Source organism: Rhodothermales bacterium, from assembly GCA_017643395.1.
Lineage (GTDB): Bacteria > Bacteroidota > Rhodothermia > Rhodothermales > UBA10348 > JABDJZ01.
On sequence record JAEPNP010000005.1, the window covers coordinates 264,415 to 288,308 of the forward strand.

20 protein-coding genes are annotated in these 23,894 nt (G+C 64.9%); 11 read left to right on the top strand and 9 right to left on the bottom strand.

The features are described from left to right. Positions 1–60: 60 nt before the first annotated feature. Positions 61–2,385, top strand: a complete 2,325-nt coding sequence (locus JJ896_15620) for a transglycosylase domain-containing protein (GenBank protein MBO6781084.1) — start codon at positions 61–63, stop codon at positions 2,383–2,385. A gap of 1 nt (position 2,386) precedes the next feature. Here JJ896_15620 and ispE read toward each other — a convergent pair whose 3' ends face one another. Further along, complete coding sequence (ispE, locus tag JJ896_15625) at positions 2,387–3,214, bottom strand: 4-(cytidine 5'-diphospho)-2-C-methyl-D-erythritol kinase (protein MBO6781085.1); 828 nt, start codon at positions 3,212–3,214, stop codon at positions 2,387–2,389. A gap of 182 nt (positions 3,215–3,396) precedes the next feature. On the opposite strand from ispE, the gene JJ896_15630 reads away from it, so the two are divergent. The 7 genes from JJ896_15630 (at position 3,397) to JJ896_15660 (ending at position 12,714) form a co-directional block, all read left to right on the top strand. Further along, positions 3,397–5,115, top strand: a complete 1,719-nt coding sequence (locus JJ896_15630) for an SLBB domain-containing protein (protein MBO6781086.1) — start codon at positions 3,397–3,399, stop codon at positions 5,113–5,115. Positions 5,116–5,117: 2 nt separating this feature from the next. Then, positions 5,118–6,305, top strand: coding sequence for a hypothetical protein (locus tag JJ896_15635; GenBank protein MBO6781087.1), 1,188 nt, complete (start codon positions 5,118–5,120; stop codon positions 6,303–6,305). Continuing rightward, positions 6,302–7,705, top strand: coding sequence for an oligosaccharide flippase family protein (locus tag JJ896_15640; protein MBO6781088.1), 1,404 nt, complete (start codon positions 6,302–6,304; stop codon positions 7,703–7,705). The genes JJ896_15635 and JJ896_15640 overlap by 4 nt, the downstream gene beginning before the upstream one ends. Continuing rightward, on the top strand, positions 7,702–8,856 hold the full coding sequence (locus tag JJ896_15645) for a glycosyltransferase (GenBank protein MBO6781089.1): 1,155 nt from the start codon (positions 7,702–7,704) through the stop codon (positions 8,854–8,856). Before JJ896_15640 ends, JJ896_15645 begins: the two co-directional genes overlap by 4 nt. Further along, positions 8,853–10,052, top strand: coding sequence for a glycosyltransferase family 4 protein (locus JJ896_15650; GenBank protein MBO6781090.1), 1,200 nt, complete (start codon positions 8,853–8,855; stop codon positions 10,050–10,052). The genes JJ896_15645 and JJ896_15650 overlap by 4 nt, the downstream gene beginning before the upstream one ends. Further along, positions 10,049–10,804: an FkbM family methyltransferase gene (locus JJ896_15655; GenBank protein ID MBO6781091.1), complete on the top strand. Its 756-nt coding sequence runs from the start codon at positions 10,049–10,051 to the stop codon at positions 10,802–10,804. Before JJ896_15650 ends, JJ896_15655 begins: the two co-directional genes overlap by 4 nt. A 203-nt stretch (positions 10,805–11,007) precedes the next feature. Beyond that, positions 11,008–12,714: a BamA/TamA family outer membrane protein gene (locus tag JJ896_15660; GenBank protein ID MBO6781092.1), complete on the top strand. Its 1,707-nt coding sequence runs from the start codon at positions 11,008–11,010 to the stop codon at positions 12,712–12,714. Positions 12,715–13,825: 1,111 nt separating this feature from the next. On the opposite strand, the gene JJ896_15665 is transcribed toward JJ896_15660, so the two are convergent. After that, entirely contained in the window at positions 13,826–15,304 is a 1,479-nt protein-coding gene (locus JJ896_15665; protein ID MBO6781093.1) for an MFS transporter, read from the bottom strand. A gap of 273 nt (positions 15,305–15,577) precedes the next feature. Between JJ896_15665 and aspS the strand changes: the two genes are divergently transcribed. Continuing rightward, a complete protein-coding gene (gene aspS / locus JJ896_15670) occupies positions 15,578–17,416 on the top strand; it encodes an aspartate--tRNA ligase (protein ID MBO6781094.1) in 1,839 nt (612 codons plus the stop codon). A 93-nt stretch (positions 17,417–17,509) separates the two neighbouring features. Here aspS and JJ896_15675 read toward each other — a convergent pair whose 3' ends face one another. The 6 genes from JJ896_15675 to JJ896_15700 all read right to left on the bottom strand — a co-directional run bounded on the left by JJ896_15675 (position 17,510) and on the right by JJ896_15700 (position 21,428). After that, complete coding sequence (locus JJ896_15675) at positions 17,510–17,899, bottom strand: PIN domain nuclease (GenBank protein MBO6781095.1); 390 nt, start codon at positions 17,897–17,899, stop codon at positions 17,510–17,512. After that, positions 17,896–18,093 (bottom strand): type II toxin-antitoxin system VapB family antitoxin, encoded by a 198-nt coding sequence (locus JJ896_15680; protein MBO6781096.1) that lies wholly within the window; start codon positions 18,091–18,093, stop codon positions 17,896–17,898. Before JJ896_15680 ends, JJ896_15675 begins: the two co-directional genes overlap by 4 nt. 94 nt (positions 18,094–18,187) lie before the next feature. Further along, complete coding sequence (locus JJ896_15685) at positions 18,188–19,075, bottom strand: PD40 domain-containing protein (protein MBO6781097.1); 888 nt, start codon at positions 19,073–19,075, stop codon at positions 18,188–18,190. Continuing rightward, on the bottom strand, positions 19,072–19,470 hold the full coding sequence (locus JJ896_15690) for a DUF1761 domain-containing protein (protein ID MBO6781098.1): 399 nt from the start codon (positions 19,468–19,470) through the stop codon (positions 19,072–19,074). Before JJ896_15690 ends, JJ896_15685 begins: the two co-directional genes overlap by 4 nt. A 78-nt stretch (positions 19,471–19,548) precedes the next feature. After that, positions 19,549–20,322 carry a helix-turn-helix transcriptional regulator gene (locus tag JJ896_15695; protein ID MBO6781099.1) on the bottom strand — a complete coding sequence of 258 codons (774 nt, stop codon included), beginning with the start codon at positions 20,320–20,322 and terminating at the stop codon, positions 19,549–19,551. A 50-nt stretch (positions 20,323–20,372) separates the two neighbouring features. Further along, the gene (locus tag JJ896_15700) at positions 20,373–21,428 is read right to left on the bottom strand and encodes a serine hydrolase (protein MBO6781100.1); all 1,056 of its coding nucleotides are present in this window, start codon (positions 21,426–21,428) and stop codon (positions 20,373–20,375) included. A gap of 19 nt (positions 21,429–21,447) precedes the next feature. On the opposite strand from JJ896_15700, the gene JJ896_15705 reads away from it, so the two are divergent. After that, positions 21,448–22,113, top strand: coding sequence for a hypothetical protein (locus tag JJ896_15705; GenBank protein MBO6781101.1), 666 nt, complete (start codon positions 21,448–21,450; stop codon positions 22,111–22,113). Here the strand turns inward: JJ896_15705 and JJ896_15710 are convergent. Then, the gene (locus tag JJ896_15710; GenBank protein ID MBO6781102.1) at positions 22,082–23,404 is read right to left on the bottom strand and encodes an APC family permease; all 1,323 of its coding nucleotides are present in this window, start codon (positions 23,402–23,404) and stop codon (positions 22,082–22,084) included. The two genes, JJ896_15705 and JJ896_15710, sit on opposite strands and share 32 nt — an antisense overlap. 102 nt (positions 23,405–23,506) lie before the next feature. Between JJ896_15710 and JJ896_15715 the strand changes: the two genes are divergently transcribed. Further along, the gene (locus JJ896_15715; protein MBO6781103.1) at positions 23,507–23,890 is read left to right on the top strand and encodes a DUF302 domain-containing protein; all 384 of its coding nucleotides are present in this window, start codon (positions 23,507–23,509) and stop codon (positions 23,888–23,890) included. Positions 23,891–23,894 lie beyond the last annotated feature (4 nt).

Below are 23,894 nucleotides of genomic sequence, written 5' to 3' on the forward strand. Positions count from 1 at the left end.
GTCGCCCGCCGCCGCCTCGTGCGGCCGCACACGCGTCTTTTTGGACGCGCACATCAGACTATGTCCGACTGGAAATTCTCTGACGATGAGGTCCGCCGCTTCATGGAGGACCCCGATAGCCGCAAACCCCGCCAGGAAGGCTCTGGTGGTCGCCTCGGTGCGTTTCTGGCCCAGCCAGAGCCGCGGCGCGCCGCCATTGTGCTTGGCACGATTGTCGGCCTCGGGCTGATCACCGCGCTCTCGATATTCGGCTACATGTTCTCGCTGCGCGACGAATTGCCGCCGCTGAACGAGATCGAAAACCCGGACTTCCAGCTTGCGACCATCGCCTACACGGCAGATGGAGAAGAACTGGCTCGGTTCGCATCGCAAAACCGGGCGTGGATCACGTTCGATACGATGTCCCCGCACCTGATCACGGCACTGGTGGCCACGGAGGACAAGCGGTTCTACGAGCACTGGGGCATGGACCTCTGGCGGACCGCATCGGCCGTGACCCAAACTATTCTGGGTAAAGTTGGTCTTCCCTTCGAAACGCAGGGCGGATCCACCATTACCCAGCAGCTGGCCCGGAATCTGTACAACACGCGGATCGGGCGGCGACAGACGGTGAGTCGCAAGCTCAAGGAAATGGTGACGGCGGTGCAGCTGGAGCAGCGCTATACCAAGCAGGAAATCATCGAGATGTATCTGAACACCGTTGAGTTCGGGTACAACATCTATGGGGTCGAAACTGCCTCGCGCACATTCTTCCATAAGTCTGCGGCCGATCTGGCGCTGGATGAGGCCGCGGTGCTCGTGGGCATGCTGAAAGGCACCACCATTTACAACCCGTATCGCTATCCGGAGCGCGCGCAGCGCCGGCGAAACGTGGTGTATGCCCTGATGATGGATCAGGGTCTGATGGAGCGCGCCGCATTCGACACCCTGCGCACGGAGCCAGTGGAGGCGTTCAACTCATCGTTTGCCATCACGTCCAGCATTGCTCCGTACTTCGCGCAGCATGTGAAGGAGTGGATGGAGCGATGGGGTCGCGAGAACGGATACGACGTGTTCGAGGACGGGCTGGTGGTTCACACGACGCTCGACTCCCGCATGCAGGAAATGGCGAATCTGGCGCTTCGTCGTCAGGCCGATTGCCTGCAGGCGGCGGTGGATTTCCAGTGGTCGCGGTCCTCCGAGCGGCTGTACTCCGACAAGGCCTGTGACTACTCGAGTCTTGAGGACTACACCCCGTTCGAGTACTACTGGCAGGCGCACCCGGAGTACATGGAGCAGATGATCCGGGAGAGCCCGCGCTTCCGGCAGGCCCGTGCGAATGGAGAAGACGGCGCGGCGCTGCTGAGTCGGCTCCGCGGAGACCAGGTCTTCCTGGACTCACTCAAGGCGGTGAAGACGCGCCTGGAGGCCGGCATGGTCGCCATGCACCCGAACACCGGCCACGTGAAAGTGTGGATCGGCGGCCGGGATCTGGCTACCGACTGGTTTGACCATGTGGACAAGGCGGCCCGGCAGCCCGGCTCCACATTCAAGCCGTTCCTGTACACGGCGGCCATCGACAACGGGTGGTCACCCTTCTACACACTGCTGGACGACAGCCTGCACTACGTGGTCGATCAGGAAACGGGCGAAGAGTGGAATCCCACCAACGACGGTTCGGTCTCCGGTCAGATGATCACCCTCCGGGACGCGTTGGCCCGGTCCATGAATACCATCTCCGCCAGACTCATCCTTGAGGTGGGTCCGCCGCAGGTCGCGTTCATCGCGCGGGTGATGGGCGTGACGTCACCGCTGGCTGAGGTGCCGGCGCTGGCACTGGGCACATCGGACGTGACGCTGTACGAAATGACCACGGCGTATGCGACGCTTGCCAACGGCGGATTTCGCATCGACCCGATCGTGGTGACCAGCATCGAGGATGCGCAGGGCAATGTGCTGTACGAAGCGGAGCAGACGCCGCGACAGGCGCTGAGCCCCGAGACGGCCTATACCATGGTCGATATGCTGCGCGGAGTGGTCAATCGGGGCACCGGGCAGCGCATGCGGTCCCAGTTCGGCATGAGCGAGTATGACCTCGGAGGCAAGACCGGAACGACGCAGAATTCGGCCGATGGGTGGTTCATCTCGATGCACCCTGATCTAGTGACCGGCGCGTGGGTGGGCTTCAATGACCGTCGCGTAACCTTCCGGACCGACTGGTGGGGACAGGGCGCGCACAACGCGTTGCTGGTGGTCGGAGATTTCCACCAGCAGCTCAAGAGCGCTGGCGGAGAGTTCATCTCGGCGGACAATCGATTCCCGCCGCCGCCTGTGCTCTATCAGGAGGAGATTTCACCGTTGCGGGATCTGGACAACCGGAGACTGCGGGACCGGGTCGGCTGGTAGCCTACGCCCCCTCGGCGAATCCCGCCCACACGCGACACCCCGACTGCCGGAGCCGATCCGCCAGCGCATCCGCATGCTCCTCGGAATCGCACAACCCGAACACGGAGGAGCCTGAACCGCTCATCGCGGCGTAGAGCGCACCGTCCTCGCGGATCATGTCCAGTGCTGCCCTGATCTTCGACCATCGGCCGGCTACCGGCTCCTGGAAATCATTCACGAGCCTGGTGCGCCACCGCTTGTGGTCGTTCGACTTGATCAGCGGTACCAGTTCGGCGCGACCCTGATCTCGGGGCTGCACCATCTGGTACGCTTCGCCGGTGGGTACGTGCACGGGGGGTACGGCCACCACCAACGGATAGGGGCATTGCCATTCGAGGGGCTGCAGCTCTTCCCCGCGCCCGGTGCCACGCGCCACCGGCGGTCCGAGGAAGAACGGCACGTCGGATCCTACGGCCGCTGCGACATCGGTAAGTGTGGGCTCCGCAACATCCCAGGCCTGCCCCAGCATGCGCAGCACCGCCGCGGCGTCGGAAGACCCGCTGCCGAGGCCGGCACCGTACGGCACGCGCTTTTCCAGGTGCAGACGCCAGCCGTCGGTTCTTCCGGTACGCTCCGCGAGCAGCAGCGCGGCTTTCATGCAGAGATTGCCATCGCCAGTAGGCAGGGCCGGATCGTTGCACGTCATCGACCTCCCCTCCGCCGGTACGTACGACACCTCATCGCACCAGGGAATGCGAACGAAGACGGTGTCGATATCCCGATAGCCGTCTGGCCGCACGCGCAGCACGTGCAGGCCGAGGTTGATTTTGGCGGGGGCGGTGACCGTCATGCGCGGGTGTACGCGCCGCGACCGGACGGGGTGCCGACCCGCCCCGACCACAATTGCAGAACCCGACTCCAGACCCTAATTTTCGGGTCTGCCACCAGCCCCCAACCTCCTCGCGGCCTATTTCTCCTCGGTACGGTTTCTCTGACCAACGCACTGCTGCGAGTTTGACTTCTTTCCCCCCCATGCGCCGGCTGATTGGCTGCCTGGCTCTGACTGTCTCCCTGGTTCTGACGGACGCCGCGCTGGTCCGCGACGCGGCCGCCCAGGTCACAAGCTCCAACGGTGTCACCAACCCGTTGCAGCTGCTCCGTCAACGCATGGGAGAAAGCATGGTGGCCTCGAGCCTGCTCCCCCTCGAAGGCTCCGTCGACCCTTCCGAGTATCGCGTCGGCCCCGGCGACTTCTTCACGGTGGTCATCAGTTCCCTCGAAGGCTCTGCCGCGCCGATCCCCGTTTCGGCCGATGGGCGCCTGCCGCTTCCCGAAGCGGGCAGTATTGAGGTCGGCGGACTCACGCTCGAAGAAGCCCGCGAACGTGCCATCACCGCACTGCGCGAGGCATTCGGTCGCGTACCGGTGGACGTGACCCTCTCCCAGCCACGCCAATTCTATGTGCACGTGTCGGGCTCGGTGCCGACCCCGGGCCGCATCCTGGCTCTGCCGGTCAGCCGGGTCTCGAGCGCACTTGAATTCGCCTTTGCCGACACGACGCGGACACCGCTGACCAACCCGAACCTGCGCCCGGCCCTGCGCAACGTCACCCTGGTCAGCCGAGACGGCACCGAGTCCCGGCTGGATCTCATGCAGTATTTCTCGGCCGGGCGTACCGAACACAATCCCTTCCTGCAGGATGGGGACGTGGTTTTCGTGCCCAGCTACGACCCGGCGTTCGAGGCCGTCAGTGTTGATGGCGCGGTCCCCTTCCCGGGCCTCTACGATGCCCGCCCGAACGACACCCTTGCCGATGTGCTCCGTGCCGCCGGAGTGACGCAGGTCCCATCGCACATACGCGCCGTGCGCATCCAGCGCGGGTCCGAATCCATCTCGGTGCCGGCAAACCGGGCCTTCACGAGCCAAACCGGTGTCCGCGCCCGCGACAACATCTCCCTCGCCGCCGAGCGCACTCCTGGCGGCACGGCTGGTGTCGAAGGCTGGGTCATGCACCCGGGCACCTACTCCATCGAACAGGGCGCGACCACGGTTCGCGAATTGCTCGAACTCGCCGGCGGCCTGCGGGACGAAGCGCTGCCTCGGGGTGCGATCCTGGAACGGCGCGCGCTGCCCGATCCGATGACCGGTGTGCAGCCGGAGAATCGCCTGACGCCGGCGCCGGACCTGTCCAATCTGATGCGCGCGGACACGCTCGCGATCATGCAGCAGCTGCGCCTCACCGACCTCGACTTTCTGAGTCGGGCCTATTTCGCGCAGGAGCTGCGCACCCAGAACCGGGTTTCGGTGGACCTGGAGGCCGTTTTGAGTGGCGCTGCCGAGCCGGTAACGCTGCGTGACGGCGACCGGCTCATCGTGCCCCGCGACGAACACACGGTCTACGTGGCCGGACAGGTGATACGCCCGGGCTTTGTGCTGCACGTCGAAGGTCGCACCGTGGACTATTTCATTGACGCGGCGGGCGGGCGCGGGGCGTTCGCGTCCGACGTGTACCTGGTGCGCGCCGGCACCGGAGAGGTGGTCGCCGGCACCGGCACGCAGGTCGGCTCCGGAGACGTCATCTTCGTGGACCGCGCCACAGACCTGGCCGAAAACGCCGAAATGCAGCGTCTGGTCATCGCAGAACAAAGCGCGCGCGCCGACGCCCGCATTCGTGTGGCCCAGACGGTGGTGCAATCCATCGGCACGCTGGCCACGCTTGTCGCCCTCGTAGTCAGCCTGAGACGCCAGTAGCCATGACGACGGATCAGGAACGCCGCGAGCGCGCAGAAGCACAGATCTGGAAAACACTCGGCATCCTCTGGAACCGCCGGGTGCTCATCATCACCATCACCGGACTGATGGCGGTCGCTTCAGTGGTCATCTCGCTGATGCTGCCCAACTACTACCGGGCGATGAGCAGGCTGCTGCTTCCGGAGTCCGGCGGAGGAGGACTGGCCAGTGCGGTGCTGGGCAACCTGGGCTCGGCTGCGCGCTCGTTCCTCGGAGCCTCGGGCGGCGACTACGTGCGCTACCTGGCCATCCTGCAGAGCCGCAATGTGCTCTCGGCGGTGGTCGAAGAGTTCGACCTGGTGACGGTGTACGAGTTGCAGGACTCGGACACTCCACTGGACGACGCCATCGAGGAGTTGGCCGACCGCGTGGACTTCTACGTCGACAACGAATACGATTTCCTCTCCATTGAAGTCGTTGATCGGGACCCGCAGCGCGCTGCCGACATGGCCAATTTCATGCTGCAGGAGCTGGACCGGGTCAACAACGAGCTGGCCTCGCGCACGGCCGGCAATTTCCGGCAGTATGTGGAAATGCGGTTCGCAGAGTCAGAGCGCAGCCGGGGCGCCATGCTGGATTCGCTCAAGGCGTTCCAGCAGCGCTACGGCGTGTTCGACCTGCAGGCGCAGACGGAAGCGTTCTTTGACCAGCTGGCCGAGATGCGCGTGGCCGCCATCGAGGCCGAAGTGCAGTATGAGGCGCTGCGCAGCCAGCTCGGAGACAACAACACGGCGGTGCAGAACATGAAGGAGGTTGTGGACGCCTCCAACCGCAAGTACTACGCGGCCCTGGCCGGGCGGGAGGAAATACTGCCCGTCCCGCAGTCTGATGTGCCCATTGCGGTGCGCGAGTTTGCCGATCTGGAGATGCGGCGCGTGATCGAGGAGAAGATTCTCGAGTTCGTCGCCCCGGTGCTGGAGCAGGCACGGTTTGAGGAGCAGCAGCAGAAGGAGGCCCTCCAGATAGTCGATCCGGCCGTGCCCCCGGTCAGGAAAGACAGTCCCAAGCGCTCGATCATCGTGATCGCTGCAACGGCGTCTGCATTCATCCTGGTCGTGCTCTATGCGCTCTTGAGCGCGTGGTGGAACGCCAACGCCGAGGACTACGCACGGAAACTGTCGGAGGCGTCGGAGAAGGTCCGGCGGGCATGAGCCCGGGCCACGAGAGCGGGCCGGGCGGCGATGCGGCCGACCGCGGCGGCGCTAGCGACTCTGGCGCTGCGACCGGGCGCGGCGGCACTACCGCCGGCGGCGCTACAACCGAGCGCGGCGGCGCCACACCCCCGCCCGGCTCCCACCCCACCCCGCCGCGGCCGCAGGGCATCGCACGCAACATCACCTGGCTGGGGTTCGGCAGCGCCGCCGTTTCCCCGCTGTGGTTCTTCTTCATCAGCTACCTGTGCATCCGCAATCTCTCAGCGGACGCCTACGGACTGATGAACTGGGCGCTGTGGCTGATGATTATCGCCACATCGGCCACCGACCTCGGCCTGAATGACTTCGTCACCCGCGAGGTGGCCCGCCAGCGCGATCAGGCCTGGCGCTATTTCTCCAACTTTGTGCTCTTCCGCGGGGTATTCGGGGTCATCATCGTAGTAACCGTGTTGCTGGTGGCGCAGCTGGTCGGCGCGGGAGAAGACCGTCTCACTGCCCTCGGACTGGCGGGCGTCTACGCGCTCTGCACCTTTCTCATCGGTTTCTGCCGCGTGTTTTTCCGCGCTTTTGAGGTGCTCAAGTACGAGTCCATCTCCATCGTGCTGGAGAAGGTGCTTGTGCTCACCGTCGGCACCGCGGCGCTGCTGGCGACCCGCACCGCGACCGGCACGCTGGCGGGCATGACCATCGGTATGGTGCTGGCGTTGGCCGGAACGTTCGGGTTTGTCGCCTACCGCATCGCCCCCTTCGAGTTCAAGGTCGTAAAAGCGGGCTTCCTGAAGGAAAAACTGCTCATCGCGGCTCCTCTGGGCGTGTTTGCCGTGGCGGTTGTGGCCTCGCAGCGCCTGGGTCCGGTGATCCTGGATTTTTTTGAGGGGCAGACAGCCGTGGGCCGATTTGGCGCGGCTTACCGAATTGTGGAGGCGATGATGTTGCTCCCGGCCCTGGCGACGGCGGCATTCCTGCCGCGCATGTCTTCTGCATGGGGCCGCGGCAACCGGAAGGAGTATCACAACCTGGTCCTGAAGGCCGCAGGTGGACTCACGGCCGCGACCGCGTTCATCGGCCTGCTGGTAGGCGTGGGTGGGCACGCGCTCATGGACTGGGTCGCCGACGGCGACATCACGTACGATGGCGCGGGCACCATCCTGCGCTGGCTCGGCCTCGCGTATCCGCTCATGGGGCTGAACTCGGTGCTGTCCGTCTCCCTGATTGCCGCCGATGCCCAGAGCTTCCTGGCCCGCTTCATGAGCACGGCCACCCTCGCCTCCGCCCTTCTCTTCGTGGCGTTCATCTGGCAATTCGGTGTCTGGGGGCTCATTGGCGTGCTGATCGCCCTGTGGGCGTTCACCTCTGTCGCCCTCTGGGCGCGCATCCGCGTGCTCGTCCGCCAATGAGTGCGCGCCTGATGCTTTTCGACCTGTACGCGGGCGGCCACCACCGCGCGTACCTGGAGATGCTCGCGCGGGCGTGGGTGGCAGGAAAACGTGAAGGCCGCCTGGACATCTTCATGCCGGAGGCCCTGGCTCGCGATCACCCGGACTTTCGTGCGTGGCTGGAGGCGCAGGATGAGAAACGCATACGCGCCATCCGCCGGGAGGTCCACCTTCCGGAGGGCGACATGGGCCTGCGCGGCGTACTCGCCAATGACGCCGAACACGGCAGGGTGCTCTCGGAGCTCATCGCCCGACACAAGCCGCAACACGTGCTGGCCATGTACTGGGACCACCTGCAGGCGTCTCTCGCGCAGCGCCGCCTCCCGCGTACCACGCCGATTTCGGGCATCTACTTCCGGCCCTCCTTCCACTACGACGGCGAACCGCTCACAATCCGCCTCCGCAAACGCTGGCTGCTCCGCGCGGCCATGAGCCACCCCGCCGTGCATCGGGTGCTGAGCCTGGACCCCTGGGCGACCGACGCCGTGCGCGACCCGAGGATGGTAGCCATTCCTGACGGCTTCGACCCGGTGGCCGGAGGCGCATCCCGTGAGGAGATTCTCGGGCGATGGGGTCTGAAGCCCGATACCCGCGTGCTGCTGTTCTTTGGCGTGATCAGCGCCCGCAAGGGCATTCATGAGGCGCTGGCGGCCATGCCCAACCTCCGGACTCCGGCCACGCTCGTGCTCTCCGGTCGCATCCCGCCGGGTGAACGCGGCGATGTGCAGTCAGCGCTGGCATCCGTAGACTTCCCGGTCATCCACGACGACCGGTACGTACCCGATGCCGAAGTGCAGGATCAGTTCGCGGCTGCCGACGCAGTGCTCGTGGCCTATCGCAGGCACATCGGGTCCAGCAACGTGCTTATCCGGGCCGCAGCGGCCGCCACGCCGGCTGTGGGCCCCACCTACGGCATGACCGGTCGCCAGATCATGACCCACCGTCTCGGTGAGACGGTCGATACGGCAGACTCGGCCGCTCTTGCGGGTGCCATCGACCGGGTCCTTCGCGGTGAAAGTGGCTTTGACGCCGAGCGCGCGCGTGCATTCGCCGCCGCCAACACCGCGGACCGATTCGCGGAGCGCGTCTTCGCGGAGGTGCTGGGTCCATGAAACGACTCGTCGTTCAGTGGCCACGCCTGGGCCCCTACCATCTTGCCCGCCTGCGCGCGCTTTACCGACAGTTTTCGGAAGCCGGCATCGAACTCATCGCCCTGGAAACCGCCTCCCGGGATGAGGTCTACGCCTGGCGGGAAGAGCAGGCCGACGAGCCCTTCAAGCGGGTTCAGGTCTTCCCCGGGCGCACCTTCGACGAAATCCCGCCGGGCGATATGCACAGCGAGGTCACCGCGGCGTTGAATCGGCTGCAGCCGGACGCGGTGGCCATCCACACGTACTCGTTTCCGGATTCGCGCGCGTGCGTGGCGTGGTGCCGGAAGCATCGCCGCGGTGCCGTGGTCATGACGGATTCCAAGCAGGACGATGCGGCCCGGTCGTGGCCGCGCGAGTTCATCAAGCGCCGGGTGTTGTCGGCCTATGATGCTGCCGTCACGGCCGGCTCGCGATCCCGGGCGTATCTGGAGTCGCTGGGCTTTCCGGGCGAGCGCATCTGGCTGGGCTACGACGTGGTAGACAACGACTACTTTGCCCGGGCGGCAGCAGATGCGCCGCGGCCGGCAGGACTGCATCGCCCGTATTTCCTGGCGTCCAATCGGTTCATCCTGCGCAAGAATCTGCCGCTGCTGCTGGATGCGTATGCGGCGTACCGGGTGCTGGTGGATCAGCCCTGGGACCTGGTGATGCTGGGCGACGGCCCGCTGCGGCCGGTGCTGGAGTCGGCCTCGCCGGAGGGTGTTCGGTTCGAGGGATTCCGGCAAATCGACGAAATCCCGGGCTATTACGCGCACGCGGAAGCGTTTGTGCACCCGGCTGAGGTGGATCAATGGGCGCTGGTGATCAACGAGGCGATGGCGTGCGGCTTGCCGATCATCGCGTCGACCGGAGCCGGAGCCACGCATGATCTGGTCGGTGGGGGTGTGAATGGTTTTGCGTTCGAACCGGAGGACCGACGCGCCCTGCGGGAGTCTCTGCGCGCGATGCACGACGTGGACCGCGATGCAATGGGCGAGGCGTCCCGGCGCATCATCGCCGAATGGGGCCCGGAGTTGTTCGCGGCCTCCATGCTGTCGGCCGCGCGGGCAGCGGCCGAGGCAGGAAATCGCAGATTTGGACCCGTGCAGCGCCTGGTGCTGACAACCCTGCGACTGGCCACGCGTTCGACCACCTCGTTCCACGCCATCGAATCGTGAGCAGGCTCAAACAACTACGCAAGACGGCCGGTGTGCTGCTGGCGCCCGGCGGCGTCAAGGCCATGCGGACCTGGAAGCCGTTCAGCCTGACGGCGTTTCACATGATGCGGCGGCTGCGGTCGGAGCCGGTGGAGTTCCGCACGGTGATTGACGGCGGGGCCAATGCAGGACAGTTTTCGCGGGCGGCGCTGGAGACGTTTCCGGGTGTGCGGCTGGTGGCGTTCGAACCCTTGCCGGAGGTGGCTGCGACGCTGCGCAAGAACCTGGCGGGCACCGACGCCACGATTATAGAGACCGCTCTCGGGGCCGAGTCGGGCACGCTGGAGTTTCATCGGAACGCCTATTCGCTGTCGTCATCGGCGCTGCCGCTGCACGACAACCACAAGGAGGCATTTCCGGACGCGCAGGAGCAGGAGACCATCCAGGTGCCGGTGGCGCGACTAGACGACCTGCTGGATCCTGCGGGGCTCGTGGCGCCTTCGCTGTTGAAGCTTGACCTGCAGGGCTACGAAATTCCTGCTCTGGACGGTGCGCCGGAGTTGCTCAAGCACATCGACTACCTGCTTGTTGAGACCGCCTTTCGGCCGTTGTACGAGGGAGAAGCGCTATTTCCGGAGTTGCATGCTTACCTGCAGGCTCGCGGATTCCGGTTCCTGCGGCCGCTGGATGTGCTGGAAGATCCGGCGGGGGCGATTGTGCAGATGGACGCGCTGTTTGTGCGGAACGGGTCTCGGTACGCTCCGATGTTTTGAGGTGCCGGGTGCGGGGCGTGCGGGGGCGCTGCGGTGCCGGGTGCGGGCGGGGCGTGCGGGGCGCCTCGGGGAGCGGGCCGGGAGAACTGAGGTGCGCGGGGCGCCTGTGACCCCATCGCCCAAACCTGCGGCTAGAGTGTAACACCCCGCGGTGCGTGTTCGTACGGGGGGTGACTTCCAGAATTTGACAGCCCCTTGCCATGATGGCACGTCTACTCTCCCTATTGCTGGTACTGCTTCTGGTGCCGGCCACGTTTGCCCAGGATCGCGCCGACCGCTACGACCGCAGCGTCGATCGACTGGAGGATATCGCCGACCGTTTGCGTGACCTGGCTGAAGATCAGAGCGCTTCCGAACGCACCCGATTGACCCGCGCGGCACGACTGCTGGACCGGGCCGCGGACGAGCTTGACCATCGCGACGCCGAAGATGCCGAGGACTTGATCGACGAGGCCGTTGACCTCATCGAAGATGTTGTCGAGGACCTCAAAGACGAAGGCCACGGCACGGAATCCAGTCGCGTCAAGCGTGAACTCAATCGCCTTGAAACCGAGGCGGATCGCGTGGATGACCTGCGATGGGACCGCTACGCCGGCGAAAGCTTTGAGGACCGCATGGAGCGCTTTGGCGAGCGCATGGAAGAATGGGGCGAGCGGTTTGGTGAGCGCTGGGAGGAGCGCGGAGAAGAATGGGAAGAGAAGGCCGAGGACTGGGCCGAGGACTGGGAGGACAAGTGGGAAGACCGCGACCGCAAGTGGAGCCGCAAGGACTGGCGGGAGCGCCGGTACCGGTTCCGCAGCTACGCGCCGGCGTACGTCGGCGATTTCGGATACCGCTGGCCGTTCCAGGAAACAGCCACGTACCGGCCGATCTCCTCGGTGCGATACAACCGGGTAGACGGGCTGACGCTGGGCGTGCGCCGGCAGCCCATGGACTGGGACTCGTATGACCGCGCCCGCATTTTCGGACAGGTCTCGCGCTCGTTCGGGCTGGATGAGTGGCGCTACGAAATCGGCGGCGAGGCCCGACTGGGGCATTCGTACCGCTCGCAGGACTTCGATCTGAAGGTCGGAGGTGCCTATCGCCTGGAGACCGCCACCGATGACCTGTGGAAGGCCAGCTGGGCTGAGAACACGGCGGCGGCGTTCTTCTTCCGCACCGATCTGTTCGACTACTACCAGACGGAGGGCTACACGCTCTACGCACAGGCGCGCCTGACGCCGTTCCTTCAGAGCACCGTGGCCTACCGCAGCGACGACTACAAGAGTCTGTCCCGCAACGCCTCCTGGTCGCTGTTCGGCGGCGACTCCTTCCGCTTCAACCCTGCGATCGACGAAGGTCGCATGCAGTCACTCGTGGTGGCACTGGACGGTGGCCGCGTTCGTGGCCTGCGCTGGATCCCGCACGGCGTCGCATTTCGTGCCGAGGCCGAATTCGGCGAGACGTTCGGGGGCGACTTTGACTTCACGCGCTACATAGGCGATGTGCGCACCTACTTGCGCATGGGGCGCGACATGGGCGTAGCCTTGCGCTTCCGGGGCGGTACTTCCCAGGGCGACCTGCCCTTGCAGAAAACATTTACCCTTGGGGGTGCCGGCTCCGTGCGCGCCTACCCGCAGAACCTGTTCCGCGGCAGCGAAATGCTCCTGGCCAATGCAGAGATCACGTTCTACGACGTGGATCCGCTGGACGGCATCCTCGACGGCGTAGCGCTCTTCGGCCTGTTTGACGCCGGCTGGGTGGACGGTCCGAACAACCTGGCGTTCGAGACGGACGATGTGATCACTGCTGCGGGCGTGGGCATTGCGCTGGATGACCGGCAGGTTCGCTTCGAGCTGGCCTGGCCGCTGCGAGACCTGGGCACCGGGCTGGAGCCCACCCTGTGGCTCCGGTTCAACCCGACTTTCTAGGCACCCCCGCCCGGTGTGCCTGTTGAGACGGCGCGGCCCTTTGCGGAGGCCGCGCCGTTTCTGTTTGTGGGGGGTGTGGCGCTGCGGTGGGGGCGTGGGGCCGCTGGGCCGGGGCGCTGGGGGCCGCGCTCGGCCGCTGGGCCGGGGCGCTGGGGGCCGCGCTCGGCCGCTGGGCCGGGGCGCTGGGGGCCGCGCTGGGGCCGTTGGGCCGGGGCGCTGGGCGGCGCGGCGGGCCGCGCTGGGGCCGTTGGCCCGGGGCGTTGGGCGGCGCCGCGGGCCGGCCCGCGCGGGCGAAGTGGAATCGGGCGGCCCGATTACACCCGGGCGCGCGCTGCGCGGGGGCGCTTGTGGACTGAGCGCCAGTATTCCACTTCGAGGGTTGGCTGGAGCGGGCAGAGGTCGAATTCGCCCCCTGAATTCCATGTTGGGGGCAGATTGCGCATCGCCCGGAACGCCGCACCTTCGGTTTCCGAGACGCTGGGGCGGGGGCCGCGGGCTGGGTTGGGGCGGCCTCGCGGCCGGGGCCGCTGAGGCGCGTCGGGGCCGGGGCCGCTGAGGCGCTGGGCCGCGCTGGGGCCGCCGGGCCAGGCTGGGGCGCCGGGCCGCGCTGGGGCCGCCGGGCCAGGCTGGGGCGCCGGGCCGCGCTGGGGCCGCCGGGCCGCGCTGGGGCCGGGACGGCCGGGGGCACTTCCGCTTCTTCCGCCGTCGGATCGGACATGCGGGCGCGAGCCGGTTGGCGGGTCGGCGCCCGAGGTGCGGTATGGCACATGTCACCGGCGTGACATCTGCCGCCCAAAGTTGAAAATGGGCCCCGGAGACAACCTATTGGCGCCGTCAGGAGCCGTTAAAGTTGAATACGACCCCGGAGGCGACCTAATGGCGCCGTGAGGGGCCACGAAGGTTGAATACGGCCTCAGAGGCAACCTATTGGCGCCGTCAGGGGCCGCTAAAGTTGAATGCGGGGCCCGGAATCAACCTATTGGCGCAGTGAAGGGCCGCTAAGGCCCGGAATCAACCCGTGGGGCACATCGCCCATCGCCCGCCCCCCGAAACAAAGCGCGCCAGACCATCGGAGACAGCCTGGCGCGCATTCAGCCGGTTGAAACTTGCCCTACTCGATGCCGCCGGTGAAGCGCTTGAGCAGGGGCGCAGCGAACAGCGCCACCACGCCGGACGCGCCGGCAATCATGGCCACGGTCGAGAACAGCTGATCCGGCGGCAGGGCCTCCAGGCGACCCGCGACGAGGCCGGCGATCAGGTTGCCGAGCGCGGTCGCCACGAACCAGATGCCCATCATCTGACCCACGCGACCGGCAGGCGCCAGCTTGGTCATCGATGACAGGCCGACAGGACTGAGGCACAGTTCACCTACGGTGTGCAGGAAGTACATGACCACCAGCCATGCCATGGATGCGCCGGCCGCCTCGGTGGCATTCGCAGCGCCCCAGGCGATCACAAAGAAGCCCGCGCCGAGTCCCAGCAGTCCGAGCGCAAACTTGTAGAGGAAGCTCGGGTGCTTGTTGATCTGCGCCAGCGTGACCCAGAGCCAGCCGAAGATGGGCGCAAAGATGATGATGAACGTCGAGTTGACGGACTGCAGCCAACTCGCCGGCACTTCAAAGCCGCCGAGAGTGCGGTCCGTGAAGTCGCGCGCGAAGATGTTCAGCGACGAGCCGGCCTGCTCGAATCCGCTCCAGAAGATGGCCGCCAGAATGAACAGCCAGAAAATGACGCCCAGCCGCTTCTTCTCCTCAGCGTTATGGCCACCTGCCACAATCAGATAGAGGAAGAACACAGCCACGATGACCAGCACCGAGATACCGAGTCCCTCCGCGATGTCCGTCAGCGTCAAGGGAATCACCCCTGACGAAACCAGCCAACCAAACAGCGCAATCACGCCGACCACTGCCGCGGAAATGAAGTAGAACTTGCGTTCCAGCGCGCGCACCTGCTCCGGCGTTTTGTCGGTCTCCAGATGGCCGATGTCGCCGAGGTGGCTATAGCCGAGGCGGTACTGGATCAGGCCCAGGACCATGCCGATACCGGCAATCGAGAAGCCGTAGTGCCAGTTCATGCCCTCACCGAAGTATCCGGTGATCAGGGGCCCGAGGAAGGCACCGATGTTGATGCCCATGTAGAAGATGGAGAATCCGGCGTCACGCCGCGCGCCGCCCTCGGGGTACAGATCCCCCACGATGGTCGACACGTTCGGCTTGAGCAGTCCGGTACCGATCACGATCAGGATGAGCCCGAGAAAGAAGAACGTGGTGGTCGGCACCGCCATGGCGAAGTGCCCGGCCGCGATGATGCAGCCACCCACGAAGATGGCCTTTCGCTGACCCCAGATGTTGTCGGCCACCCAGCCTCCCGGCAGGGAAAGCAGGTAAACGAAGGCCGTGTACAATCCGTAGATGGCGGCGCCGGTGGCCTCTCCGAAGCCGAGGCCCGGGTTCTCGGCCATCGTGGCTTCGGTCATGAACAGAATGAGCAATGCGCGCATTCCGTAGTAGCTGAAGCGCTCCCACATCTCTGTGAAGAAGAGCGTCGCCAGCCCCCTGGGGTGTCCAAAGAAGGACCTATCAGAGAGCATGCCGGAGCCGGCTTGGGCGGGAGGAACAGGACCTGCCATGAAGTCGGTGTGAGTGAGTGAGTGAAGGGGTGCGGGGAGATGAGTCGCCGTGCAAAAAGGCACAGCCCGGCCAAGATAGAAAACGCTTTCAGGCATGTCTAAACCAATAATTCAGCATGCCCGGGCCCCATCGCCCGTATTTTGGCCCCCTGATTCCGCGCCCGACCAGGGCCACCAGCAGGCCCTTGAGCGGCCTTTTTTTGTTGATACCCGGGCCACCGAACGCCCCGTCCTATGAGCGCCTCTACCCTGAAACCCGACACGCACGGATACCGCACGCACACCTGTGGACAGCTGCGCCCGGATGATATCGGTACAGAGGTGACCCTCAAGGGCTGGGTGGATACACGACGTGACCTTGGCGGTGTGATCTTCATCGACCTCCGGGACCGTCACGGTCTGACCCAGATCGTATTCAGCCCGCAGGACAACGAGGAAGCACTGGCCGTGGCAGAAGCGCTGCGTTCCGAATGGGTGATCTCCGCCCGGGGCACGGTGCGAGCCCGCTCCGAGGAGACGGTCAACCCCAAGCTGGAGACGGGCGAGATCGAGGTGCGCGTGGATGACCTGATCATCCTCAATCGCTCGGATGCGGTGCCATTCCCGGTGTCGAGCCACGAGGAGAAGGCGCAGCAGACCAACGAGGACCTGCGCCTGAAATACCGCTATCTGGACCTGCGGCGTCCGCAGCTACGCGAGAACATCGTGCTGCGCAGCCAGCTGTATCAGTCGGCAAGGCGCTTCTTCCACGAGGAGAACTTCGTGGAGGTAGAGACGCCGGTGCTGATGAAGTCCACTCCCGAGGGTGCTCGCGATTTCCTCGTGCCCAGCCGTGTGCACCCGGGCAAGTTTTTCGCGCTGCCGCAGAGTCCGCAGACCTACAAGCAGATCCTCATGGTGGCCGGTCTCGACCGGTACTTCCAGATCACCAAGTGCTTCCGCGACGAGGACCTGCGTGCTGATCGCCAGCCGGAGTTCACGCAGATCGACGTCGAGATGACCTTCCCCACGGAGGAGCTCATCTACGAAACGTTCGACCGGCTTCTGGCAGTGATCTGGAAGGATCTGAAGGGCTACGAGCTTCCCCTCCCCATCCAGCGCCTGACGTACGCAGACGCGATCCGTCGATTCGGCTCTGACAAACCGGACCTGCGCTTTGGACTCGAAATCCAGGACGCCACCGAGGCGTTCCGGGGATCCGGATTCCGCGTCTTCGACAACGTGATCGACGCCGGCGGCAACATCCTGGCCATCGTGGTGCCCGGCGAGGGCGACCGCGGCCGTGGTGCCATGGACCGTCTGGACAAGGACGTGGTGCGCAAGCAGATCGGCGCGGGTGGCCTGGTTTACTTCAAGCTCCCCTCAGACGGCGGCCCGACGCACTCCAGCGTCAAGGCAGAGGTCCTGCCGGCCGAGGCCGTGAACAAGGCGATCGATGCGGTCGGCGCCAAGGCCGGAGACCTGGTATTGGTTCTGGCCGGGCCGGCCCCGAAGGTGCACATGCAAATGGGGGACCTTCGGCTCCATATGGGCCGCGATCTCGGCCTGGTCGAGGACGGCCCGGACGGCCCGTGGGAGTTCTGCTGGATCACCGACTTCCCGCTGCTGGAGTGGGACGAGGGATCGCAGCGGTTCTACGCCATGCACCACCCGTTCACGTCTCCGAAGCCGGAGGACATGGACAAGCTGGCAACCGACCCGGGCTCGGTGCGCGCCCGGGCGTATGACCTGACCCTGAACGGCAACGAGATCGGCGGCGGGTCCATCCGAATCCACGACCCAGAGACGCAGCGGCAGATGTTCGCAGCCCTCGGGATCGATGAGGAGGAGGCGCAGCAGCGCTTCGGCTTCCTCCTGGACGCGTTTCGCTTTGGGGCGCCGCCGCACGGGGGAATTGCTTTTGGTCTGGACCGCATCGTGATGCTGCTGGCCGGTGCGAAGTCCCTGCGCGATGTGATCGCCTTCCCGAAGACGCAGAGCGCGCAGGAGCCGATGGTCGTGTCGCCGGATCTGGTGGACGACCACCAGTTGAAGGACCTGCACATTGCGGTGACGGCGCCGAAGGAAGACTGAGGCGATTGCGAGCCCGCGCGCAGCGCTGAGGAGTTGGCCGCGGCGCCGCGTTACGGACCGCCGCAACTGCCCCAGCGCCGCCCGGGGACGAACTCAGGCGGCCTTCAGGCCCAGGTGCTCGACGAACGGATCGAAGTCTCGGTCGGAGTAGAGAAGTGGAACCCGTGCCTGGATACACCAGGTGGCGATGATCACATCGTTCGTCTTCCGAATCGTGATTCCAACCTGTCGTAGTCGACGATAATGTCTGGCTCCCTGGACTGCATTCTCCGGACCCAGCAGAGGAATCACCGGAAAAAGCCCCAGCAGTCGTCTGGCCTCGGCAAACGCCCGATCGGAATGGAAGCCTTGAAGAACTTCCAGCACCATCAGATCTCCCACGATGACGCCGCCGCCCTCGACGGCCGACCGCATACGCTCCGTCTCTGCCGTTTCGGTACCGTTGAAATGATCAACAAGCACACTGGAGTCGACGAGAATCATCGGTCTGTCCGCATTTCGTCGAGATCGCCGTCCCACGGCAGCTTGCCGAAGTAGTTCAGTATCTCGAGTTGACGAGCGCGGTTCAGGTAGAACCTGAGCGCGGTATCCACGGCCTCCCGCCGCGTCTTGATTCCGCTTACCCGGAGAACCTCCTCCATGAGCTCGTCATCGATGACGATGTTCGTGCGCCCCATTGGACTATGTGTATGCAGTGCCATAATCGTACACATCCTTCGATTGAATGTTCTCTGACCATGGAGGACTACACCCCTCTGGACTGCAACGCCGCTACTCCGGAACCACCCGCCAGTCAGCCACCTCATCCCGCGACGGATGCGTGGTCACGGCTCGCTTTTCCGTGCCGTCCGCGCGTACCAGCCAGATGTCCGAGTTGCCGTCAGCCGTGCGCGTGTACGCGATCCAGGCCCCGTCCGGCGACCAGCGCGGCCAGCGGTTGTCGTACTCGTCGTCCACCAGCGCCCGCACATCGCCCCCCTCGGCATCGACCAGCATGATGTTGCACTTGGGCTCCGCACAGGCGTGGTACGCGACCGTCGTGCCGTCCGGTGACAGGTCCGGAATGCAGTCGAACGATGCCGCATCGGTGAGCCTGGTCACCTCGCCGGTCGCGAAATCGGTTCGGTACAGGTCACCGTTTCGCACCTGCTCTCCGTCGACTTCCGACACGACCTGCCGACAGTGAATCATGCCGTTCCCGTCTGCGGTGAAGATGGGCGTGGTGTTGTAGTCCTGGAAGTCGGTGAGTTTTTCGGACTCCCCCGTCTCGGTGTCCAAGCGCCAGATGTTGCCGGCCGACCAGTCGTCGCGGGTGGCGAACAGGAAGTAGCGCCCATCGGCCGAGAACCCCCCGCCGGAAGACCCCCGTCCCCCATCGACCACCGGCCTGGTGGTGACGCCGTCCTTCAGGAAGTGGACCGATCGAAAGGTGTCGGCCGCGGCGGCGTACGCCAGGGTGCTGCCGTCCGGACTCCATTCGGGGCCGTAGGGCGTGCCCTCACCGGTGACGAGCGCCGTCCAGTAGGTAGTGTCCACGTCCGTGGCCCACAGTTCGATGCCCTCGCCAAACCGGTCCGTCGCGACCACGAGCTCGTAGACGGGCGGTTCGGACGCACACGCGGCCAGTCCGATCAGCAGCAGGGGGAGAATCCGTTTCATCGCCAGGCTCCAAGAATGAGGCCCATGATAGTGAGGCACACCGTGGCGTACCCGCCGTTAACGAGGATGTATTTCCAGCTTCTCTGCTCGAACGCAGCGATTGCCATAATCATCATGGCGATGAACCCGAAGCCGGTCAAAAAGCCTGCCGCCGCGCCCCATGCCAGGTCCGTTCCGGGGTCGGCCAGAAAAGCGGCCAGGTTGTACGCGATGACCAGCGCCGCCAGAAAACCAAGGCCATACATGCGGGCCGGGCTCGCATTCTGAATCTGCTCCTCGGTGACTCCGGCGGACTCCTTCCAGGCATTGTAAAACAGCGCCGGGCTGAACCAGAGAGCTCCAACGACCATGTTGGACACGGCGGCCGCGACCACGGCCAGATGATTGATTTCCATGATGTGCGATGGGGTTTGTTGACGCCACGCACAATACCGGCGACCCAGGCCGATGTATTGGAAAAAACTGACCGCCGCTCAGCCCACCGGCAGATAGTTGAGTGCGTCGCCCCGCGCTGCCATGTACTGCCCCGGAGTCATCCCGGAGAATGCCCGAAAGTCCCGAATCAGGTGGGCCTGGTCATAGAATCCGCAATCCACGGCGACGCCGGCCCAGTCCACGCTGCCCTGCCCATCGACCGTCTGCACCACACGCTGAAATCGCTGGATGCGCTGGTATTGTTTGGGCGTCAGGCCCACGAACTCCCTGAAGACGCGAATCAGGTGCCGGTGAGAGGCGCCGGATTCGGCAGCCACCGCATCGACCGTGGCCATGGTCGGCGCTCGCCGAATCCAGTCCACGGCGAAACGGGCGAGACCCCATCGCCCCTCATGAACCTTCGCCCCGCGCAGCGCCTCACGTAGCCAGTATTCCACGAGAGCAAAGCGCTCGACAGGATCGGCCCGCTCTTTCAGCCGGGCCCTCAGCGCCCGGATCTGCTGCCCGAGCACGGATTCGGCGTCGAGCACGGCATCCTTCAGCGCATGAAGCGGCACGCCCCAGACAGGCAGCGCGCCGAACGGTTGAAACGAGACGATCAGCATCTCGGAATCGCGATCGGCCGTGATGGTTATTGGCCGCGTCCGCATGCCGGATACCCAGGCGCCGCGATATGTCTCCAGCACGGCCAGCGAATCGGGATCGTGGATGTGCTTGGGCACCTCCGTGAGATCGATGACCAATTCCACGCCGCCGTCCGGCAGAAAGCGCTCGGCCGCATGATCGGCCTGGTAGCCTTTGTGGAACACCATGTGAGAGACATACGGTGCCAGGTCGGGCGATGGGCTATGCAGCCGGAATATCACCGCCGCGCCTCGAGGATGCGGCGCACGACGGCCATGTAGGTGTCCCAGCCCACGAATCGTCCGTAGGCGGCTTTGGTCTTGTGGGCAATCACGATGCCGGCGGCCGGCAGCACGGTGATGTACTGCCCGAAATACCCGCGCGCCGTGTAAGCGCCCTCGAAGTCTCCCGTTGCTTGCGGCCCGTCCCAGACCCACCACATGTACCCATAGCCGAATTCACCCTCCCGCCAACGGGCCGGGTTCATCTCCTCGCGCGGCGTGATCAGCGAAACGGTTTCACGCGCCCAGTCCGCGGGCACTACCTGCGTGCCGTTCCAGTTGCCGTCGTTGAGCATGAGATGTCCGATGCGGGCCATGTCGCGAGTCGACATCCAGATGTGGTAGGCCCGATATCGGGAACGGCTGGTATCGCCGCTTTTGCGCTGCGCACCCCGGTCCCAATCCTCAAATCCGAGCGGGACGGCGAGGTCCGTCTCGAGCGCATCGTAGATATCGCGACCGGTAATCAGCTCAAACGCAGCGCCTGCCGCGTTGAAATCCCAGTTGTTGTAGAGGTAGTAGGTCCCCGGTTCCTGTGAGCCTCGCACCGGGGCCTCGTCGGAGTTGTCGCCGGCATTGGACGCAGGGTGGTACACCCCACTACGTGCCGAAATCAGGTCGCGCACCGTGGCCCGCTTTTCGCGATCCGTGAGGCCCTGAATGTCGTCCATGCCCAGGTCGGCGAGGGTGGCATCCAGATCGACGGTGCCGTCAGCCACGTAGTTGCCATAAAGCAGCGCAAGCACGCTCTTGCGCACCGAGGCCAGGTAGCTGAGCTCCTGTGTATCGCCAAACTCCAGCACCACCTTGCCCCGGTCCACGAGGACCAGCCCCGTGGTGTTTGTCGAGTCCCGAATGAACGCGTTCACCCCCTGCAGGGCGTCCAACTCCCAACCGTACTCGGCCGCCGGCGCGTACTCCCAGGTCTCGCCCGGGAAGACAGCGTCCTGCGCGCAAGCTGGAAGCACAAGGACCCACAGGAGAACGAGAGCCGGCACAAAACGTCGAAGCATGGCACTATCGCTTGGATGCATGTCCGATAATCCCCCGCCCCTGCCCACACCGCAAGGCCCCATCGACTGGACAGCCTGGGAAGCCGTGATCCGGACGAACGGCGTCACCGTGGATCGGCCGCGCCATTCGGTCCACCCGGTGTGGGCTTCGATCATCTATCCGCTGGACTACGGATACGCCAATGACACCATGTCCACGGACGATGAGGAAATGGATGTCTTCGTCGGCACGGCAGACTCCGGTTTGGTGGGTGCCATCTTCACCACAGACCATCGCAAGGGGGACAAGGAGTGCAAGTTTCTGGTGGACTGCACCCCGGAAGAGGTCTACGCGGCCGTCGGATTCCTCAACTTCGACCGGGCTCTGATGGATGGCGATGTGGTCCTGCGCGACTCCATGCAGCTGCTTTGGCAGCGCGTGCATGCGGTGCAGGGCTATGTGCCCATCGACTGCGGGTTCTACGATCGGCTTGAGCACTGGGCAGTGCGCAAGGAGACGTGCCGAATTGGATTCACGGACGGCTCGGAACTCGAGGCCAGGTTCACCGACTTCGACAACCGCGGTGAAGACGGGGAGTTTGCGGTGCTTTCTACGGGGCGTAGGGTGAGACTGGACCACATCGCCCATGTAAACGGTGTGCCCCGGCCTGGTGCTACGGATTCTTGCGCAACCAGTACCAGCTGACAGGGATGCCGGTGGCGATGAACGCAAAGTCTGCGAGAGACGCCTGCCACTCGAAAATCACCCGTGCCACCAGCAAAATGACCATGGCCGCGAGGTAGATGCCGGGCAGCCAGGGAAAGCCGGGCATGCGCCATGCGGTCTCCTCGCCCACCTTGTCGCGGCGGAATTTGAACAGGGCAAATCCGGTGAGCGTGTAGAAGATCAGCACGCCGAAGACCATGCCGGCGACAATGGTGGAGAAGTTGCCGCGCACCAGCAGAATCACGCCGCCCCAGATCACGTGGGCCCAGACGGCGCGGGACGGGGTGCGGAATCGCGGATGCACGTGGTCCAGCCACTTGAAGAAAAGGCCGTCCCTCGCCATGGCGTAGTAGACCCGACTCGCCGCCATCATGGTACCGTTGATGCTTCCGACCGCGGAGACGATGGCAAGAATGGCGATGACCGCTGCTCCCCGGTGGCCGACCAGCTGGCCCATCACGGTGGCAGCGGGGGTCGTGGTGGCGCGCAGTCCCTCGACCCCCAGCACGCCGTAATAGACCGCGTTGACGGCCCAATAGATGAGCAGAATCAACGTGAGGCCGATCAGCATCGTGCGCGGCAGGCTTCGCCTGGGGTCTTTCATTTCCCCGGCGACATACCCCACGCGGTCCCAGCCCGTATGGCTGAAGATGATGAGGAACAGGGCCGCGATGAGGTTGCCGGTGGGACTCAGGCCGGTGCTTGTCGGGGCCACTTCATCAAATCGCACGAACGCGTGCTGCAGCAGGTAGAGGCCGCCGACGGCGAAGATGATGAGGCCGGTCACCTTGACGATGGTGGACGTCTTGTTGACCAAACTGGCCCATCGTACACCGGCCACGTTGAACACCCCCAGGACCACCAGAAGGCCCATCGCGGTCAGGGTGTGCTTCATGCCCACCATGTCGTCCACGAAAAAGCCGATGTAGTCCGTGGCGATGATGGCCAGGCCGGCCGCCGGGCTGGTGCGGATGATGAAGAGCTGCGCCCAGCCGAACATGAACCCGGCCCACTTGCCATACGCCTTCTCGATGTAGACATATTCGCCCCCCGTGGCCGGTAGTCGCGTGCCCAACTCGGCGTAGACGAGACCGGAGACCAGCACGAACGCGCCGACACCGACCCAGGCAATGGCCGCGCTGGCAAAGTCCGGAAAATGTCCGGCGATGAGGTACGGCGTAGAGTAGATGCCCGAGCCGATCGTGATGCCGATCAGCAGGGCGATACCGTCCCAGGTACCGAGAGACTTCTTCAGTGCGGGCTCCTGCATGGCGGAGGATCGGTAGCGGCAGCGGCAGGGCGCAAGCCAGCGGGAAACCTGATGCGGCGAGCCGTGTTGATGCTACATGTTATAACAAGTCTATTGTCCGTCATGTCCTACCACTTCTCCAAGACGCTCACAGCTTCACTGGATGAGGCAGACGCCGCCGTGCGCGACGCGCTCAAGGCCCAGGGCTTTGGAATCCTCACAGAGATCGACATCAAGGCTACCCTCAAGAAGAAGCTGGATGTGGACTTCCGGCCGTACCGGATTCTTGGTGCGTGTAACCCGCAGCTGGCGCACAAGGCGCTGCAGTCCGAGCCGCACATCGGCCTGATGCTTCCCTGCAACGTGATTCTTCAGGAGACCGAGGGCGGCGTGGAGGTGTCGGCCATTGATCCTGTCGCGTCCATGGCGGCTGTTCAGAACCAGCACCTGGGCGATGTGGCTGTGGAGGTGCGCAGCCGACTGGAGGCGGTGATCGACGGGCTGTAGGGCG